The 18,966-nt window shown below is 70.0% G+C and carries 15 protein-coding genes; 10 read left to right on the top strand and 5 right to left on the bottom strand.

Annotated features, from left to right (window positions below; translation table 11 throughout):
• Positions 1 to 238 precede the first annotated feature (238 nt).
• The 7 genes from AB0O76_RS23280 to AB0O76_RS23250 all read left to right on the top strand — a co-directional run bounded on the left by AB0O76_RS23280 (position 239) and on the right by AB0O76_RS23250 (position 6,883).
• A complete protein-coding gene (locus AB0O76_RS23280) occupies positions 239 to 619 on the top strand; it encodes a hypothetical protein (protein ID WP_365494414.1) in 381 nt (126 codons plus the stop codon).
• On the top strand, positions 616 to 1,581 hold the full coding sequence (locus AB0O76_RS23275) for a sugar phosphate isomerase/epimerase family protein (protein ID WP_365494411.1): 966 nt from the start codon (positions 616 to 618) through the stop codon (positions 1,579 to 1,581). Before AB0O76_RS23280 ends, AB0O76_RS23275 begins: the two co-directional genes overlap by 4 nt.
• The gene (locus tag AB0O76_RS23270) at positions 1,578 to 2,279 is read left to right on the top strand and encodes an EboA domain-containing protein (protein ID WP_365494408.1); all 702 of its coding nucleotides are present in this window, start codon (positions 1,578 to 1,580) and stop codon (positions 2,277 to 2,279) included. Before AB0O76_RS23275 ends, AB0O76_RS23270 begins: the two co-directional genes overlap by 4 nt.
• Positions 2,279 to 3,127, top strand: a complete 849-nt coding sequence (locus tag AB0O76_RS23265; RefSeq protein ID WP_365494405.1) for a TatD family hydrolase — start codon at positions 2,279 to 2,281, stop codon at positions 3,125 to 3,127. Before AB0O76_RS23270 ends, AB0O76_RS23265 begins: the two co-directional genes overlap by 1 nt.
• 3 nt (positions 3,128 to 3,130) lie before the next feature.
• The gene (eboE, locus tag AB0O76_RS23260; RefSeq protein ID WP_365494402.1) at positions 3,131 to 4,300 is read left to right on the top strand and encodes a metabolite traffic protein EboE; all 1,170 of its coding nucleotides are present in this window, start codon (positions 3,131 to 3,133) and stop codon (positions 4,298 to 4,300) included.
• A complete protein-coding gene (locus tag AB0O76_RS23255; RefSeq protein ID WP_365494399.1) occupies positions 4,297 to 5,679 on the top strand; it encodes a nucleotide pyrophosphatase/phosphodiesterase family protein in 1,383 nt (460 codons plus the stop codon). Before eboE ends, AB0O76_RS23255 begins: the two co-directional genes overlap by 4 nt.
• A 166-nt stretch (positions 5,680 to 5,845) precedes the next feature.
• Entirely contained in the window at positions 5,846 to 6,883 is a 1,038-nt protein-coding gene (locus AB0O76_RS23250; RefSeq protein WP_365494396.1) for a sugar phosphate isomerase/epimerase, read from the top strand.
• Positions 6,884 to 6,952: 69 nt separating this feature from the next.
• Here the strand turns inward: AB0O76_RS23250 and AB0O76_RS23245 are convergent, their stop codons facing one another.
• The 5 genes from AB0O76_RS23245 to AB0O76_RS23225 form a co-directional block, all read right to left on the bottom strand.
• Entirely contained in the window at positions 6,953 to 8,335 is a 1,383-nt protein-coding gene (locus AB0O76_RS23245) for an OFA family MFS transporter (RefSeq protein WP_365494393.1), read from the bottom strand.
• A gap of 1 nt (position 8,336) precedes the next feature.
• Positions 8,337 to 9,725 (bottom strand): OFA family MFS transporter, encoded by a 1,389-nt coding sequence (locus tag AB0O76_RS23240; protein WP_365494390.1) that lies wholly within the window; start codon positions 9,723 to 9,725, stop codon positions 8,337 to 8,339.
• 129 nt (positions 9,726 to 9,854) lie between these two features.
• On the bottom strand, positions 9,855 to 11,999 hold the full coding sequence (locus AB0O76_RS23235; protein ID WP_365494465.1) for an acetate--CoA ligase family protein: 2,145 nt from the start codon (positions 11,997 to 11,999) through the stop codon (positions 9,855 to 9,857).
• Between the two features lie 19 nt (positions 12,000 to 12,018).
• A complete protein-coding gene (frc, locus tag AB0O76_RS23230) occupies positions 12,019 to 13,251 on the bottom strand; it encodes a formyl-CoA transferase (RefSeq protein WP_365494387.1) in 1,233 nt (410 codons plus the stop codon).
• Between the two features lie 10 nt (positions 13,252 to 13,261).
• A complete protein-coding gene (locus AB0O76_RS23225) occupies positions 13,262 to 14,959 on the bottom strand; it encodes a thiamine pyrophosphate-binding protein (RefSeq protein ID WP_365494384.1) in 1,698 nt (565 codons plus the stop codon).
• Between the two features lie 198 nt (positions 14,960 to 15,157).
• Between AB0O76_RS23225 and sucC the strand changes: the two genes are divergently transcribed.
• The 3 genes from sucC to AB0O76_RS23210 all read left to right on the top strand — a co-directional run bounded on the left by sucC (position 15,158) and on the right by AB0O76_RS23210 (position 18,874).
• Entirely contained in the window at positions 15,158 to 16,297 is a 1,140-nt protein-coding gene (gene sucC, locus AB0O76_RS23220; protein WP_365494381.1) for an ADP-forming succinate--CoA ligase subunit beta, read from the top strand.
• An 11-nt stretch (positions 16,298 to 16,308) separates the two neighbouring features.
• Positions 16,309 to 17,187: a succinate--CoA ligase subunit alpha gene (gene sucD / locus AB0O76_RS23215; RefSeq protein ID WP_365494378.1), complete on the top strand. Its 879-nt coding sequence runs from the start codon at positions 16,309 to 16,311 to the stop codon at positions 17,185 to 17,187.
• A gap of 133 nt (positions 17,188 to 17,320) precedes the next feature.
• Positions 17,321 to 18,874, top strand: coding sequence for an aldehyde dehydrogenase family protein (locus AB0O76_RS23210; protein ID WP_365494375.1), 1,554 nt, complete (start codon positions 17,321 to 17,323; stop codon positions 18,872 to 18,874).
• The last annotated feature ends 92 nt before the right edge of the window (positions 18,875 to 18,966 follow it).

Genomic DNA, 18,966 nt, shown 5'->3' with positions numbered 1-18,966 from the left:
CCAAAACCCCCCCCCCGGCCGCCGGCCCCCACCCCCCGGCGCCCGGCCGGGCTCCCCGGCGGAGCGGGCGCCCCCCGGCTCCTTGGCGGAGCTGCCGACCCCCGGTGCCTGGGGGGGGGGCGCCGGCGCCGCACGGCACGCGGCGCCGGCGGACCGTGGGGCTGATTCGACACCAGGGGCGTGGCTCACCAGCACCCGCAGCACAGGGCTGTCGAGGCTCGCGGCGGGGGCCGCGAGCGTGACGAGCGTGGCCGGTGCGGTGAACGCGGTCAACGGGGCAAGCGGGGTCAACGGGCCGAGCGGGCGTAGCGGCGCGGGCGGGGCTAGCAGGGCGAACGGGGTGTACGCGGCACCCGGCGCGTGGCGCACCGGCACCCGCGCCGCGGCGCAGGCCGCCCTCGCGGCCACCTACGCCGTCACCGCCGCCCGCCCCCTCTTCCATGCCGCGCTCAACCCATCACCCCAGCTCACCCAACGAGCCGTCGGCGGCGGCATCCGAGCCATGATCCCGCTCCAAGCCGCACTCTCCGCCCGCGCGGGCGCCCTCGGTACCGCCCTGCTGACCGCGGCCCTCGCCCCGGCGGCCCGCCGGTTCGGCCGGAAGGTGAGTGTCACGTGACCGGAGCAGCGGACCGGCGGGCCACGCCGCCGAGCGGGACCGTGGCACCCCTGCGGTTCGGGTACGGCACCAACGGGCTGACCGATCTCCGGCTCGACGACGCCCTCGGTCTCCTCGCCGACCTCGGATACGTCGGCGTCGGGCTGACCCTCGACCACATGCACCTCGACCCCCTCGCCCCCGACCTCGCCGCCCGCAGCCGCCGCGTGGCCCGCGGCCTGGAGCGGTTCGGTCTTACGGCGACGATCGAGACGGGCGCCCGCTACGTGCTCGACCCGCGCCGCAAGCACGGCCCCTCGCTCCTGGACCCCGACCCGGACGCACGGGCGGCCCGCGTCCGCCTGCTGATCCGCGCCGTCCAGGTCGCCGCCGACCTCGGCGCCCACGCCGTGCACTGCCTCAGCGGCATCACCCCCGAGGGAACCACCGACGACACCGCCTGGCAGCGCCTCGCCGAATCGCTCGGACCTGTCCTGGACGCCGCGTCCGGCGCCGCCGTGCCCCTGGCCATCGAACCCGAACCCGGCCACCTCCTCTCCACACTCGCCGACTTCCACCGCCTCCGCCACGAACTCGGCGACCCCGAGCCCCTGGGCCTCACCCTCGACATCGGCCACTGCCAGTGCCTCGAACCGCTCCCTCCCGCCGACTGCGTACGCGCCGCCGCGCCCTGGCTACGGCACGTCCAGATCGAGGACATGCGCCGCGGTGTCCACGAACACCTCCCGTTCGGGGACGGGGAGATCGACTTCCCGCCCGTTCTCGAAGCCCTCGCCGCCACCGGCTATCAAGGCCTCACCGTCGTCGAACTGCCCCGCCACTCCCACGCGGGCCCCCAACTCGCCTCCCACTCCATCGAGTTCCTGCACCGGGCCGCCGAAGGAATCCGCGCCCCGGGTCGAAAAGGCGCTCCGCCCCAGAGCGCCCCCGCCCGCACCCCAGCCAGAGGAGGAACTCCGTGACCGATGCCCCCGCCATCGCCGACCTCCGCAGCCGCCTCGACGCCGACCTCGATGGCGCCGCCCGGGCCTGGCTCGACCAGGCCACCGCGGAGGCCGCCGCCCGCCACGGCCAACCGGACCGAGGTGCCGCCCCCGTATGGGAGTTGCGCTTCGCCGAGGCCGGCCGACGCTGCGGCCAGGAGCACGCGGACGCCGCCCGCGTACTCCTCCTGCACGCCGCCGACGCGGACCCGGCCACGCTCACCCGCGTCTACGAACAGGGCACCGCCGCCGAGCGCCGCGCCGTCCTGCACGCCCTGCCCCACCTGGTGCCGGGCCCCGAAGCCCTGCCCCTGGTCGAGGACGCCCTGCGCACCAACGACACCCGGCTCGTCGCCGCGGCGGTCGGGCCGTACGCTGCCCGGCACCTCGCCCCGCACCACTGGCGCCACGCGGTCCTTAAGTGCCTGTTCACCGGTGTCCCCGTGGACGCCGTCGCCGACCTCCCGCGCCGCGCCCACGCCGACGCCGAGCTCGCCCGCATGCTCGGCGACTACGCGGGCGAACGCACCGCCGCAGGCCGCCCCGTCCCCGGCGATCTGCACCGCGTCCTGGCCCTGACCGCCCCTACGGCGCCCTCCGCCGCAGCGGACCCGTCATCCCCCGCGACGCCCCCGGCCCCCGCGACCCCTTCGACCGGCGAGGAGCAGGAGTCCTGATGCGCATCTTCGACCCCCACATCCACATGACGTCCCGGACCACCGACGACTACCAGGCCATGTACGCCGCTGGCGTCCGCGCCGTCGTCGAGCCGGCCTTCTGGCTGGGCCAGCCCCGCACCTCACCCGCCTCCTTCTTCGACTACTTCGACTCCCTCCTGGGCTGGGAACCCTTCCGCGCCGCCCAGTACGGCATCGCCCACCACTGCACGATCGCCCTCAACCCCAAGGAGGCGAACGACCCCCGCTGCACCCCGGTCCTCGACGCGCTGCCCCGGTATCTCGTCAAGGACAACGTCGTCGCCGTCGGCGAGATCGGCTATGACTCCATGACCCGCGCAGAGGACGCCGCGCTCACGGCACAGCTCCAGCTGGCCGCCGACCACGAGCTGCCCGCGCTCGTCCACACCCCGCACCGCGACAAGCTGGCCGGCCTGCGCCGCACCCTCGACGTCGTCCGGGAGTCCGCGCTGCCCCTGGAGCGGGTCCTCATCGACCATCTCAACGAGACCACGGTCAAGGAGGCCAAGGACAGCGGCTGCTGGCTCGGGTTCTCCGTCTATCCCGACACCAAGATGGACGAGGACCGGATGGTGGCGATCCTGCACGAGCACGGGACCGAGCGGGTCCTGGTCAACTCGGCCGCCGACTGGGGAAAGAGCGACCCGCTCAAGACCCGCAAGGTGGCCGACGCGATGCACAAGGCCGGGTTCAGCGAGGACGACGTCGACCTGGTCCTCTGGCGCAACCCGGTCGCCTTCTACGGACTCAGCGGCCGCCTCGCCCTCGATGTCACGGACACCGACGCCACCCACGAAGGCAACTCCATCCTCCGCGGCGGGGCGTGAGCCATGCGCTTCCGGCACCCCGACGGCAGCGTCGTCCACCTCGCGTACTGCACCAACGTCCACCCCGCCGAGACCCTCGACGGCGTCCTCGCGCAACTCCGCGACCACTGCGAACCCGTACGCAAACGCCTCGGCAGGGACCGCCTGGGCATCGGCCTGTGGCTCGCCAAGGACGCCGCGCACGCACTGGTCACCGACCCCGCAGCCCTCCGCGGCCTGCGCACCGAACTCGACCGGCACGGCCTGGAGGTCGTCACCCTCAACGGATTCCCGTATGAAGGCTTCGGTGCCGAAGAGGTCAAGTACCGCGTGTACAAGCCGGACTGGACCGATCCCGAGCGGCTCTCCCACACCACCGACCTGGCCCGCCTGCTCGCCGCCCTGCTGCCGGACGACGTCACCGAAGGCACCATCTCCACCCTTCCCCTCGCCTGGCGCACCCCCTTCGACCCCGTCCACGCCGATGCGGCCCGCGCCGCCCTCACCGCGCTCGCCCAACGCCTGGACGCGCTCGACGAGTTGACCGGCCGGTCTATCCGCATCGGCCTGGAACCTGAACCGGGCTGCACCGTGGAGACCACGAGCGACGCGATCGCCCCGCTCACCGCGGTCGGTCACGACCGCATCGGTGTCTGTGTCGACACCTGTCACCTGGCCACCTCCTTCGAAGAACCCCGGGCCGCACTCGACGCCCTCGCCGCCGCGGGCATCCCCGTCGTCAAGTCCCAGCTCTCCGCCGCCCTGCATGCCGAACACCCCCATCTCGCCCAAGTCCGCGCAGCCCTCGCCGCCTTCGACGAGCCCCGCTTCCTGCACCAGACCCGCACCCGCGCACCCGCCGGCCTGCGCGGCACCGACGACCTCGGCGAGGCCCTCGCCGGCGACGCCCTGCCCGACACAGCCCCCTGGCGCGCCCACTTCCACGTCCCCCTGCACGCCGCCCCCGCGCCGCCTCTCACCTCCACACTCCCCGTCCTGAAGGACACGCTCACGCACCTCGTCGGCGGACCGCACCCCCGCACCCGCCACCTCGAGGTCGAGACCTACACCTGGCAGGCGCTGCCACCCGAGCTGCGCCCCCGCTCCCGACCTCAGCTCGCCGACGGCATCGCCGCCGAGCTCACCCTCGCCCGCGACCTCCTGACGGACCTCGGCCTCAAGGAACTCCCATGAGCCCCACACCTCTCCTCGTCCTGGACGTCGTCGGCCTCACCCCACGCCTCCTCGACCACATGCCACACCTCAAAGCCCTGGGCAGGTCCGGCTCACGGGCCACGCTCGGCACCGTCCTGCCCGCCGTCACCTGCGCGGCCCAGTCCACCTTCCTCACCGGCACCACCCCCGCCGAGCACGGCATCGTCGGCAACGGCTGGTACTTCCGCGAGCTCGGCGACGTACTGCTGTGGCGCCAGCACAACGGCCTCGTCGCCGGCGGCAAACTCTGGGACGCCGCCCGTCGCGCGCACCCCGGCTACACCGTCGCCAATATCTGCTGGTGGTACGCCATGGGCGCCGACACCGACATCACCATCACCCCCCGTCCTGTCTACTACGCCGACGGCCGCAAGGAACCCGACTGCTACACGCGCCCCCCGGCCCTGCACGACGAACTCACCGAGAAATTCGGTACGTTCCCCCTCTTCCACTTCTGGGGCCCCGGCGCGGACATCGTCTCCAGCCGCTGGATCACCGATGCCACCCGCCACATCATCGACACCCGCCACCCCGACCTGGCCCTGTGCTACCTCCCCCACCTCGACTACGACCTGCAGCGCTACGGCCCCGACGACCCGCGCTCCCACCAGGCCGCCGCCGATCTCGACCAGACCATCGCCCCCCTTCTCGACGACGCGAAGGCCGAAGGCCGCACCGTCGTCGCGCTGTCCGAGTACGGCATCACCCGCGTGAGCCGTCCCGTCGACATCAACCGAGCCCTGCGCCGCGCCGGCCTCCTCGAAGTGCACACCCAGGACGGCATGGAGTACCTCGACCCGATGGCATCCCGCGCCTTCGCCGTCGCCGACCACCAGATCGCCCACGTCTATGTGCGCAGGCCCGAGGACATGGAAGCCACCCGCCAGGCGCTCGCCGACCTCCCCGGCATCGAGCAACTCCTCGACGACGAGGGCAAGAAGGCGCATCACCTGGACCACCCGCGCTCCGGCGAACTCGTCGCCGTCGCGGAGCCGGATGCCTGGTTCACGTACTACTACTGGCTCGACGACAACCTTGCGCCTGACTTCGCGCAGCTCGTCGAGATCCACCGCAAACCCGGCTACGACCCTGCCGAGCTCTTCATGGACCCCGAGGACCCCTACGTCCGCGTCAAGGCCGCGGGCGCCCTGGCCCGCAAGAAGCTCGGCATGCGCTACCGCATGGCGGTCGTGCCCCTGGACCCGTCACCTATTCGCGGCAGCCATGGCCGCCTCCCCGCGAGCGAGGACCTCGATTCGGGACCGCTCATTCTGTGCTCCACCCCCCGCGCCGTAAGCGGCCGTGTCGCGGCCACCGATGTGAAATCGCTGTTGCTCGACCTCGCCGGCCTGCACTGAGCCGTGCACCGCGCCGCCGAGTTCAGCTTGATCTCCACTGAACCAGACGGCTCGGCCCGTGCCATCAGGGTCCGACCCTGATCGTTCCCCGAGCCGGAAATCGAACCCATCCCTGACTCAGCCATTCCTGACCCAGCCATTCCTGACTCGATCCCGGGAGAACCTCATGAGCCGCAAGCACACCCCCGCCGACCCCGAACTGGCCCACAGACTCAGCAGACGCGGCGTGCTCGGTGTGGCCGCGGGCGCCACCGCCGCGGCCCTGATCGGCACAGCCGCCACGGCTGCCCCCGCCACCGCTGCGGAGCAGGGCCGCCACCGACCCGTCCTGCCCCCCGGCCGCCTCGGCATCCAGCTCTACAGCCTGCGCGACAAGGTCTCCACTCTCGGATTCGCCGCCGTCTTCGCCGAGTTGGAGAAGTACGGATACGACGAGGTCGAGTTCGCCGGATACACCCAGGGCGCAGCAGGCGCCATCACCCTGGCCCAGCTGAAGCAGCTGGCGCGCGATCACGGTCTGCACCCCATCGGCAGCCACGTCGGCTACTACGACGACAACAACCCCAACGCCTACACCTTCGCGCAGAACCTCACCAAGGTCCTCGACGACGCCGAGGCACTGGGCCTCAAGCACATCGGCACCGCGTCGGGACCCTTCCGCTACGGCTCGACCGTCGACGGATGGAAGCGTGCCGCAGAGGACTTCAACACGTACGGAGAAGCGGCCCGCAAGCGCGGCATGAAGTTCTACCAGCACAACCACGCCGAGGAGTTCTCCTTCGCCACCGACAAGCCGAACGTGCGCCTCTACGACGTGCTGCTCGCGGAGACCGACCCTGACTTCGTCTATCTGGAGATGGACATCTACTGGGCGTTCGCGGGCCAGTTCCGCTTCGGCAAGCGGCCGGACGGCACGCCGGCGCCCTTCGAGCCGCTCGACTACGTACTCAAGCAGCCGCACCGCTACCCGCTGTTCCACGTCAAGGACGGCATACGGGACGAGACCGCACGCGACGGCTACCGCATGGTGGACGTCGGGGACGGCGACATCGACTACAAGAAGTTCCTCTCCAAGGTGACCGCGCGGACCCATGAAGGCCGCCGCTACCACCACTGGCAGACCGAGCACGACAACCCGGTCGAGTCCTACGCCTTCGCCCGCAAGTCCAGCGAGCACCTGCACTCGCTGCGCTGCGGCGACTGACCCCGGACACGGCGGCGGCCGGCCCGTGCACCAGGTGCACGGGCCGGCCGCTGAGCCGTACGACGCGTACTAGAGCGTCGCCACGCGCGCGTGCCCAGGCTGTCGCAGCAACAAGGAGAGTCCCGCCGCGACCAGAGAGACCACACCGGCCGTCGTATAGGCGCCGACGTATCCCCACGAGGCCACGACCATCGCGCCCATCCCGCCGCCGAAGAGACCGCTGACCAGCTTGGCGCTGTAGACCATGCCGTAGTTGGAGGCGTTGTTGTTCTCTCCGAAGTAGTCCGGTACGAGGGCAGCGAACAGCGGATAGAAGGCGCCGCCCGCGAAGCCGGACAGGAACGCGAAGACCAGGAACAGCGGCTGGTTGCGCATCTCGCCCGCCCACAGCACGCCGAACTGCGCCACCGCCAGCACCAGGCAGACGTAGGTCAGGGTCGGCTGTCGGCCGAGCCGGTCCGAGAGCCAGCCCACGACGCCGCGCCCCGTGCCGTTGATCACCGACATCACGCCCATCGACGACGCCGCGATGAGCGGACCGAAGCCCATCTCCTTCGCGAACGGCACCTGGAAGGAGATCCCGAAGATCGAGACGCCCGCGCAGCACAGCATGCACACCCACATCAGCGGGACGACTCCGGTCCGCAGGGCCTCCCCAGGAGTGAACTGCCGTACCGCCGGCGGGTTCTTGGCCAGCGCGACCGCCGTACGCCTGTCGCCGTCCCGCCGCAGCGGGTCGACGTCCGACGGCCACCAGTTCTTCGGCGGGTCCTTGAAGAAGAGCCCCGCCACCAGCGTCACGGCGAGTACGTAGAAGCCGACCAGGTCGAGGACGGTCCGGTAGTTCGACGTGTCGAAGCCGTAGGAGAACAGGAAGATGAACGGCACGGCTCCGTAGGCGAATCCGCCGTTGACGAAGCCCGTCTTGCCGCCGCGCCGTTCCGGATACCACTTGCCGACCATGTTCACGCAGGTCGAATAGATCAATCCGGAGCCGACGCCGCCCAGGAAACCGAAGCCCGCCATGGCCGCCGCCACGTTCGGCGCGTGGCTGAGGCTGACGAAGCCCAGGAGGGAGAGGACGGAGCCCGTCAGCATCGCCGCTCTGCTGGTCAGGATTCCTTTCTCGCGCAGTTTCCCGGCCGGGAAGGAGACGGCCGCCTGGAAGAAGATCCAGACACTGAGCACCCAGAAGGTGTTCGACGAGGTCCAGTGGTGGGCCGCGGAGAGGGTGTCCTCCGCGGCCCCGTAGGCGTACTCGAAGACGCTGATGGCGAGCATGGCCACCCAGGGGAGCACCACCATCGTCCAGCGGGGTCGGCCGAGGATCTCCCGGTCGCTCTCGCCGACGCGGTACACGCGCCCGCGTTCGTCCGTGACTTCTTGGTACGACGCGTCAGTGCTGCCCGGGCTGCCCTGCGCGTTTTTCGCGGCGATGGGCTCCGCCGTCATATCAGGCCATCTCCTCACCGAGAGGTTGCGGATTGGGGTCGATCTTCTTGGACTTGGGCCTGCCCGGCTGGGACAGGAAGAGCGCGATGAAGCCGGCGAACAGGGAGATGGACCCGGCCAGGGTGAACGCCCCCGTGTGGCCCCAGTGGCTCACCACCAGGGAACCCATGCCGGAGCCGAGGAGCCCGGAGACCAGCTTGGAGCTGTAGACAAGGCCGTAGTTGGAGGCGTTGTTGTTCTCTCCGAAGTAGTCGGCCGTCATGGCCGCGAACATCGGGAAGATGGCGCCTCCGCCGAATCCGGAGATGCTGGAGAAGACCAGGAACAACGGGAGGCTCTTGATGTCCGCGGACCACAAGATGCCGTACTGGGACAGGCCGAGGACGATGCAGACGAAGATCAGGCATCGCTTGCGTCCGTAGCGGTCCGAGAGCCAGCCGATGACACCTCGGCCGGTGCCGTTGACGATGGCCTTCAGAGACATGGCGGTGGCGACGATTCCGCCGGCGAATCCGGCCTCCTCCCCGATGTCCACCTGGAACGCGATGCCGAAGATGTTCACGCCCGATGTGCACAGCAGGCAGAACCACATCAGCGCGACGCGTCCGGTCTCCCAGGCCTCCCTGGGGGTGTATTGCCGCACGGCGGGCGGGTTCATCTTCAGGGCCCTGCGGGCCCGTGGGTCGTCCGGCGGACGCAGCGGGTCCACGTCCACGGGCCACCAGTTCTTCGGCGGGTCCTGGAAGAAGTAGCCCGCCACGGCGACCATCGCCGCCAGGAAGAGGCCGACGGACACCAGTACCCAGCGGAAGTTCGTCAGGTCCATGTAGCCGGTGAAGATGAAGACGAACGGCACCGAACCGTAGGCGAATCCGCCGTTGACGAAGCCGGTCTTGCCGCCTTTCCGTTCCGGATACCACTTGCCGACCATGTTCACGCAGGTCGCGTACACCATGCCGGCGCCCATGCCGCTGAACATGCCGAAGCCGATGTAGGCGACCACCACATGCGGCGCGAACGCCAGGGACAGATAGCCGAGCAGCGTGCCGGCCGCGCCGAGCATCATCGCCCAGCGGGCCGGGAGCTTCCCGCTCTCGCGGAGTTTGCCCGCAGGGAAGGCCACCGCGGCCTGGAAGAAGACCCAGACGCCCAGCATCCAGAAGATGTGCAGGCTGCTCCAGGAATGCGCGGTGTGCAGGGTGTCCTCGGCCGAGGCGAACGCGTATTCGGCCGAGCTGATGCCCATCATGCCCACCCACGGCAGGATGACCATCCACTTGCGTTTGCGGCCCATGATGTCGACGTCGGTCTCGCCGAGCCGGTACATGCGGCCGTTGGCGTCCGTCACCTCCCGGTACGGGACGGGTGTCTGGATGTCAGTTGTTGTCATGTCGCTTTAGCACCCCTTGCGTCGAAAAGACCCTGGCCAGCGCCCCCTGTCCAATTCCTTTCGTGCGCGCGCGGGTTCCGGGGCGGCCGGCGCGCGCCGCCGGCCGCCCGCAGCCCTCGACTCACCCCCTCATCGACCACCTCCGAGCAGCCCGGCGGCCCGCGCCCAGCGGTACTTCGCACCGAGTGCGGCCACCGGCTTCTCGGTCGTGTACGGGTACGCCACGACGCCCCGCTCGAAGAGGTACTGGCAGGCCTCCTCCACCTCGACATCGCCCGCCAGAGACGCCACTACGGGCTTCTCGATGCCGCGCTCGCGGAACTCCGCGACCACGCGGGCCGTCAGCTCGGCGAAGACCATGGGAGGCGTGACGATGGTGTGCCAGTAGCCGAGGACGAGCGCATGGATGCGCGGGTCCTCCAGACCCAGCCTGATCGTCGCCTCGTACGTCGAAGGGGGCTCGCCACCGGTGATGTCCACGGGGTTGCCGGCCGCCCCGAAGGGCGGGATGAACGCCTTGAAGGCCGCGTCCAGGTCGTCCGGGATCTCCATCAGCCGCAGTCCGTTGTCGGTCACCGCGTCGGAGAGCAGCACGCCCGAGCCGCCCGCCCCCGTGATGATCACGATGTTGTCGCCCTGCGGGGTGGGAAGCACCGGCAACGCGCGCGCGTACTCCAGCATTTCGTTGAGACCGGGGGCGCGGATGACGCCCGCCTGCCTGAGAATGTCGTCGTACACGGCGTCGTCGCCCGCGAGCGCGCCCGTGTGCGATCCGGCGGCCTTCGCCCCGGCGGCCGTGCGGCCGGCCTTCAGGACCACGACCGGCTTCTTGGGGACGGTCGCCCGCGCGGCCTCCACGAAGGCGCGGCCGTCCTTGAGGTCCTCCAAGTGCATGGCGATGCACCGGGTGTTGGGGTCCTCGCCGAACCAGGTGAGCAGGTCGTCCTCGTCCAGGTCCGACTTGTTGCCGAGCCCGACGATCGCCGAAACGCCTGTCTTCGTAGTGCGCGCGAAGCCGAGGATCGCCATTCCGATGCCGCCCGACTGGCTCGTCAGGGCGACGCCGCCCTTGACGTCGTAGGGCGTGCAGAACGTGGCGCACAGGTCCTGCCACGTCGAGTAGTAGCCGTAGATGTTCGGGCCGAGCAGCCGCACACCGTGCCGCTCGCCGATCTCAACGATCTCCTCCTGGAGGGCGTGTTCACCGGTCTCGGCGAACCCGGAGGGAATCAGGACCGCGTTGGGGATGCGCTTGCGGCCCACCTCCTCCAAGGCTGCCGCCACGAACTTGGCGGGGATCGCGAAGACCGCCACATCCACCTCACCGGGAACGTCCGTGACACTCTTGTACGCCTTGCGGCCCAAGATGTCATCGGCCTTGGGGTTCACCGGATGGATCTCTCCGGAGAAGCCGCCGTCGATGAGGTTGCGCATCACCGAATTGCCGATCTTGCCCTGCTCGTTGGAGGCGCCGATCACGGCGACCGAGCGCGGCTGCATCAGCCGCCGCATCGATGTGAGCATCTGCGCGCGCGTGTATGTGCGCCGCGCCTTTGGCACCCCCTCGGAGAGGATGACGCGGATGTCCGCGGCGATCGCGCCCTCCGGGGTGGCGATCACCGGGTTGAGGTCCACCTCGGCGATCTCCGGGAAGTCGGTGACCAGTTGGGAGACCCGGCGGATCTGCTCGGCGAGCGCCCACCGGTCCACGGCGGGGGCGCCCCGCACGCCGCGCAGGATCTCGGCGGCCCTGATCGAGTCGAACATCGAGGCCGCCTCGTCCGCGTCGACGGGCGCGAGGCGGAACGTGACGTCCTTGAGGACCTCGACCAGTACCCCGCCGAGTCCGAATGCGACGACCTTCCCGAACGTCGGATCGGTCACCGCCCCGACGATCACTTCCTGGCCGGGCGGCAGCAGCTCCTGGACCTGTACGCCATCGATGCGGGCTGTCGGCGCGTAGGCGCGCGCGTTCGCGACGATCTCGCAGAAGGCGGCCCGTACGTCGGCGGCGCCCTCCACACCGACGACGACGCCGCCCGCGTCGGTCTTGTGCAGGATGTCGGGGGAGACGATCTTCATGACTACGGGCCCGTCGAAGCGGGCCGCGTGCGCCACCGCCTCGTCCACGTCCGCCGCCAGCTCCTCGCCCGGCACGGCGATCCCGTACGCGTCCGCAAGGATCTTGCCCTCCGGCGCCGTCAGCGACGTACGGCCCTCGGCGCGCACCGAGTCGAGCAGTGCCCGCACCGTCGGTGCGCGGTCCTCGGCCATCGAGTCTTCGGCCATCAATTCAGATCACTCCGTTCGACTTGAGCAGGCGCAGTTCCTCGTCGCCGAGGCCGAGCTCCCCGACGAACACCTCGGCGTTGTGCTCACCCAGGAGCGGCGAACTGATCACGTCCACGGGGGAGTCGGACAGCTTCAGCGGGGAGCCGACGGTGGTGAAGGAGCCCCGCTGCGGATGCGCGACCTCGACGACCATCTCGTTCGCGGCCAGCGAGGCGTCCTCGATGATCTCCTTGGTGGAGAGGATCGGGCCGCACGGGATGTTGTGGGCGTTGAGCCGCTCGAGGACCTCCCACTTGGGGAGCGTCGACGACCACTCCTCGATCAGCTGGAACATTTTGCCGAGCTTGGGAAGGCGCGCATCCGGAGTCGCCCACTCGGCGTCCTCGGCCAGCTCGGGGCGTCCTATGAGCTCGGTGAGGGGCTGCCAGCCGACGGGCTGCACGATCACGTACACGTAGTCGTTGGGGCCACCTGGGGCGCACTTGACGGCCCACCCCGGCTGCCCGCCGCCGCTCGCGTTGCCGGAGCGCGGCACCTCGTCCCCGAAGTCCTCGTTCGGGTACTCGGCGAGCGGCCCGTGCTCCAGGCGCTGCTGATCGCGCAGCTTCACCCGGCACAGGTTGAGCACGGCGTGCTGCATGGCCACGTTCACGCGCTGCCCGCGACCGGTGTTCTCCCTCTGGAAGAGGGCGGCGAGAATGCCGGCGACGGCATGGATGCCGGTCCCGGAGTCACCGATCTGGGCGCCCGTGGCGAGCGGCGGGCCGTCCTCGAAGCCGGTGGTCGACATGGAGCCGCCCATCGCCTGGGCGACCACTTCGTAGGCCTTGAAGTTGGTGTAGGGGCCGTCTCCGAAGCCCTTGATCGAGGCGTAGACGATCCGCGGGTTGATCTCCTGGATGCGCTCCCATGTGAAGCCCATCCGGTCCACGGCGCCAGGACCGAAGTTCTCGACCATCACATCGGAGCGGCGGATCAGCTCCGTGAGGAGCTCCTTGCCGCGCTCGGTCTTGGTGTTGAGGGTGATGCTCCGCTTGTTGCAGTTGAGCATCGTGAAGTACAGCGAGTCGACATCCGGGAGGTCGCGCAGCTGCTTGCGCGTGATGTCCCCGGTGGGTGCCTCCAGCTTCACCACGTCCGCGCCGAGCCAGGCGAGCAGCTGGGTGGCGGAGGGCCCGGACTGGACGTGCGTCATGTCGAGGACGCGTACGCCCTCAAGAGCCTTGGTCGTCATCGCGGGCTCCTCACTTGTACATGGTCTGGTTCATGGTTCCGGGGGCGTACGCGTCCGGATCGACCCATACGTTGATCAGCGAGGGCTTGCCGGACTCGCGCGCCCGCCGGAGCGCGGGGCCGATGTCGGCCGGGTCGCGGACCTCTTCGCCGTAGCCGCCCAGCATCTGGGCGAACTTGTCGTAGTGGACGTCTCCGAGGGTGTTGCCGACGCGCTCGCGCTCCTCGCCGTACTTGGCCTTCTGGCCGTAACGGATCTGGTTCATCGAGGAGTTGTTGCCGACGATCCCGACGAAGGGCAGGTTGTAGCGGACGAGCGTCTCGAAGTCCCACCCGGTCAGTGAGAAGGCGCCGTCTCCGAAGAGGGCCACCACCTCCTTGTCGGGCCGCGCCTGCTTGGCGGCGAGCACGAAGGGGATGCCGACGCCGAGCGTGCCGAGCGGTCCGGGGTCCATCCAGTGGCCCGGCGACTTGGGCTGCACGACCTGCCCGGAGAAGGTGACGATGTCGCCGCCGTCGCCGATGTAGATCGAGTCTTCGGTAAGGAAGTCGTTGATTTCGCTGACGAGGCGGTACGGGTGGATGGGCGAGGCGTCGGAGCGGAGGTTCGGCAGCCGCTTCTCGATCGCCGTCTGTTCGGCGGCCCGCAGCTCGTCGATCCACTCTTTGCGCTTGGACGCGCCTCCGTTGACGCGGCCGGACGCCGCTTCGGTGACCGATTTCAGGATCAGTCCCGCGTCGCCCACGATGCCGAGGTCGATGTCCCTGTTCTTGCCGACGGTGCGGTAGTCGAGATCAATCTGTACGACGGTCGCGTCCTGCGAGAGCCGCTTGCCGTAGCCCATGCGGAAGTCGAACGGCGTTCCCACGATGGCGATGAGGTCGGCGTTGGAGAAGGCGTACCGCCGCGACAGCTGGAAGTGATGCGGGTCGCCGGGCGGCAGCGTGCCGCGCCCCGCGCCGTTCATGTAGGCGGGCACGTTCAGAGTGCGTACGAGCTCGATGGCCGACTCCGTGCCGCGCGTCGTCCACACCTGGCTGCCGAGCAGGATCGCGGGCTTCTCGGCGTGCACGAGCAGGTCGGCGAGCTTCTCGATCGCCTCGGGGTCACCGGCCGAGCGGGTCGAGGCGCGGTACTGCCCGGCCTGCGGGACCCGGGCCTTGTCCACCGGCACCTTGGCGTCGAGCACATCGCGCGGTATCTCCAGGAAGGACGGTCCCGGAGCGCCGTGGTAGCACTCCCGGAACGCCATGGACACCATGTCGGCGGCGCGCGCCGTGTCCGGCACGGTCGCGGCGAACTTGGTGATCGGCGTCATCATGTCGACGTGCGGAAGGTCCTGGAGGGACCCCATCTTGTGCTGGGTGTGCGCCCCTTGGCCGCCGATCAGCAGCATCGGGGACTCGGCGCGGAAGGCGTTCGCGACGCCCGTGACGGCGTCCGTCGTCCCCGGGCCTGCGGTCACCACGGCACACCCGGGCTTGCCCGTGAGGCGTGCGTACCCGTCGGCCGCGTGGGCGGCGACCTGCTCGTGGCGTACGTCGACGACATCGATGCCCTCGTCGACGCAGCCGTCGTAGATGTCGATGATGTGGCCGCCGCACAGGGTGTAGATGACCTCCACACCCTCCGCTTTGAGTGCCTTGGCGACCAGGTGCCCACCGGAGATCTGGGGGGCCTGGTTGGTGTCGCTGCTGCCGTCGGGCATGGCGAAGTCCTGTCCCTTCGTAGGGGAGTTGGAGCGCTCACACGCTGCTCGTAGGTGCTCTCGCGGGAGATTGCATACAGTCGACGAATACTGTATGAAGCTTGTTATCCCGCATCCGGTGGGTGGTGTCCAGGGGGCGTGCGGCACTTTTCGGGTCCGGGGGTCGCTCCCCGGAACGACACGGCGTCAGGAGCCGGAATGGACCTGTTCGAGTACCAGGCAAGGGAACTCTTCGAGGAATACGGCATCTTGGTGCCGGATGCCGAAGTCGCCGACACGGCGAAAGAGGCACGCGCGGGGGCCGAACGACTCGGCGGCCACGTCGTCGTCAAGGCCCAGGTGAAGACCGGAGGGCGCGGCAAGGCGGGCGGCGTGAAGATGGCCTCGGACGCCGCCGCGGCCGAGATCACGGCGCGACAGATCATCGGCATGGACATCAAGGGCCACACCGTGCACAAGGTGATGGTGGCCCAACCCGTCGAGATCGACAGAGAGTTCTACGTCTCGTACGTGCTGGACCGCGCCGCGGGCCGCTTCCTCGCCATCGCGTCCGCCGAGGGCGGCATGGAGATCGAGGAGGTGGCTGCCAGCAGGCCGGAGGCCGTCGCGCGCATGGAGATCGACCCGGCGGAAGGCGTGGACGAGGCGAAGGCGGCCGACATCGCCGCCGCGGCCGGACTCCCCACGGAGGCAGCCGACGTACTCGTGAAGCTGTGGCAGGTACTCATCCGCGAGGACGCGCTCCTCGTAGAGGTGAACCCCCTCGTGCGCACCGCCCAAGGGGACATCCTCGCCCTCGACGGCAAGGTCACCCTGGACGACAACGCGCGCTTCCGTCAGGCGCGCTGGGGCACCGACGACTCCGCGCACGACGACCCCTTGGAGTCGGCGGCCGCGGCCAAGGGCCTCAACTACGTGAAGCTCGACGGCGAGGTCGGCATCATCGGCAACGGCGCGGGCCTGGTCATGTCCACCCTCGACGTGGTCGCGGGCTGTGGCGCGCGCCCCGCGAACTTCCTCGACATCGGAGGCGGCGCCTCCGCCCAGATCATGGCCGACGGTCTCTCCGTGATCCTGTCCGACCCCGCGGTCAAGTCCGTCTTCGTCAACGTCTTCGGCGGCATCACCGCGTGCGACGCGGTCGCCGACGGCATCGTCCAGGCCCTGGAATCGGTGCAGTTGACCAAGCCACTCGTGGTCCGCCTCGACGGCAACAACGCCGCACGCGGCCGCGCCATCCTCGACGAGCGCGCCCACCCCCTGGTCCAGCAGGCCACCACCATGGACGGCGCCGCACGCCGCGCCGCCGACCTCGCGACCCGAGCCGACGCAGCCTAAGGAGACCGGACATGGCGATCTATCTCACCAAGGAGAGCAAGGTCCTCGTCCAGGGCATGACCGGCGCCGAGGGCATGAAGCACACCCGGCGGATGCTCGCCGCAGGCACGGACGTCGTGGGCGGCGTCAACCCCCGCAAGGCGGGCCGCACCGTCGACTTCGACGACCGCGCCGTCCCCGTCTTCGGCTCCGTCCGCGACGGCATCGAGGCCACCGGCGCCGACGTCACCGTCGTCTTCGTGCCGCCCGCCTTCTCCAAGGCCGCGGTCACCGAGGCCGCCGACGCCGGCATCGGACTCGCCGTCGTCATCACCGAAGGCATCCCCGTGCACGACGCGGTCGCCTTCCACGCGTACGCGAAGGAGCGCGGCACCCGCGTCATCGGCCCCAACTGCCCCGGCCTCATCACCTTCGGGCAGGCCAACGCGGGCATCATCCCCGCCGACATCACCAAACCCGGACGCGTCGGCCTGGTGTCGAAATCCGGCACCCTCACCTACCAACTCATGTACGAGCTGCGCGACATCGGCTTCTCGACATGCGTGGGCATCGGCGGTGACCCCGTCATCGGCACCACGCACATCGACTGCCTCGCCGCCTTCGAAGACGACCCCGACACCGAACTCATCGTCCTCATCGGCGAGATCGGCGGCGACGCCGAGGAACGCGCGGCCGCTTACATCCAGCGCGCCGTCACCAAACCCGTCGTCGCTTACATCGCCGGCTTCACCGCACCCGAAGGCAAGACCATGGGGCACGCGGGCGCGATCGTCTCGGGATCCTCGGGCACCGCGAAGGCGAAGCAGGAAGCGCTCGAGGCCGCCGGTGTGCGGGTCGGCGCCACGCCGACGGAGACCGCCCGTCTCGTTCTCGACCGGCTCGGGGCGTGACGTCACTCATAGGTGGCCGGCCCTCACTCCACTACCGTCCCCCACCAAACGCACGCGGACCGCGAACTGAGCGTTCCCGTACGAGCCATGCACCTCCCGCCCCGATCTGTGCACCGTGAGCGGAGAACCCCGAATGGCACCCACCCTCACCACCCCACTCGTCCTCAAGGCCGGTACGTCCTGGGCCGATGCCTGGCAGCGCTGCCTCGCCGTCGCACCCGAGGCCTTCCGCGGCGACCACGTCCTGAACCTGTGGAACGGCAGCTGGCAGGCGGACGGCCGCGCGCTGCCCGCCACGAGCCCCGTCGACGGCAGCCCCATCGCGGGCCCGCCGCGCCTCGACGCCGCCACGGCCCACCAGGCCGTACGCGCCTCGCTCGACCAGCACCGGGCCTGGCGCCACCTCCCGTTGGAGGAACGCCGCGCCCGCGTCGCCGCCACCCTCGACGCCCTCACCCAGCACCGCGAACTGCTCGCCCTCCTCCTCGTCTGGGAGATCGGCAAGCCATGGCGCCTCGCGCAGGCCGACGTCGACCGGGCCATCGACGGCGTGCGCTGGTACGTCGACGGCATCGAGCCGATGATCGAGGGCCGGACTCCGCTCGACGGTCCGGTGTCCAACATCGCGAGCTGGAACTACCCGATGAGCGTGCTCGTTCATGCAGTGTTGGTACAGGCACTCGCGGGCAACGCGGTCATCGCCAAGACCCCGACCGATGGCGGCGTCGCCTGTCTGACCCTGGCCTGCGCGCTCGCCGCCCGCGAAGGGATTCCCGTCACCCTCGTGAGCGGCAGCGGGGGAGAGCTGTCCGAAGCGCTGGTGCGTGCACCGGAGATCGGCTGTGTCTCCTTCGTCGGCGGGCGGGACACCGGCGCGGCCGTCGCCACGGCCGTCGCCGATCTCGGCAAGCGGCACATCCTCGAACAGGAAGGACTCAACACCTGGGGCATCTGGAACTACAGCGACTGGGACGCGCTCACCGCCGTCGTCCCCAAGCTCTTCGACTACGGCAAGCAGCGCTGCACGGCGTATCCGCGCTTCGTCGTCCAGCGAGGCCTCTTCGACCAGTTCCTCGCCGCCTACCTCCCGGCCGTGCGCACCGTCCGCGTCGGCCACCCGCTGGCGGTCGAGCATGCCGAAGACCCCTTCCCGCAGCTGGACTTCGGCCCGCTCATCAACGCCGCCAAGGCCAAGGAACTCTCCGACCAGGTGGCGGAGGCCATCGACCGGGGTGCCGTGCCGCTGTACCGCGGCGCGCCCGCGGCCGACCGCTTCCTGCCGGGGCAGGACACGGACGCGTACCTGCACCCCGTCACGCTCCTCAACCCGCCACCGTCCTCGCCGCTGCACCACGCGGAGCCGTTCGGCCCGGTCGACACCATCGTCCTGGTCGACACGGAAGCGGAGCTGCTCGCTGCCATGAACGCGTCGAACGGAGCGTTGGTCGCCACCGTGTCGACCGACGAGCCGGAGACCTACGAACGGCTCGCGCCGCAGATCCGGGCGTTCAAGACGGGCCGTGGGAAGCCTCGTTCGCGCGGTGACCGGGAGGAGTTGTTCGGCGGGTTCGGCGCGTCGTGGCGCGGCGCGTTCGTCGGAGGCGAGCTTCTGGTGCGGGCGGTCACCCATGGCCCGGCGATGGAGCGACCGCCGGGGAACTTCCCCAGCTATCACCTCATGGCCTGAGCTCTGAGTCCTTAGCCCTTAGTCCTGAGCTCTGAAGCCCTGAGCCCTGAGCTGCAATTCCTCTGCTCTGTGGCGGCGTGAGGGCACCGCCG

It is taken from the genome of Streptomyces sp. NPDC086554 (genome assembly GCF_040686095.1).
In the GTDB taxonomy this organism is placed as follows: Bacteria; Actinomycetota; Actinomycetes; order Streptomycetales; family Streptomycetaceae; genus Streptomyces.
This window is presented reverse-complemented; position numbering and strand designations above follow the sequence as displayed.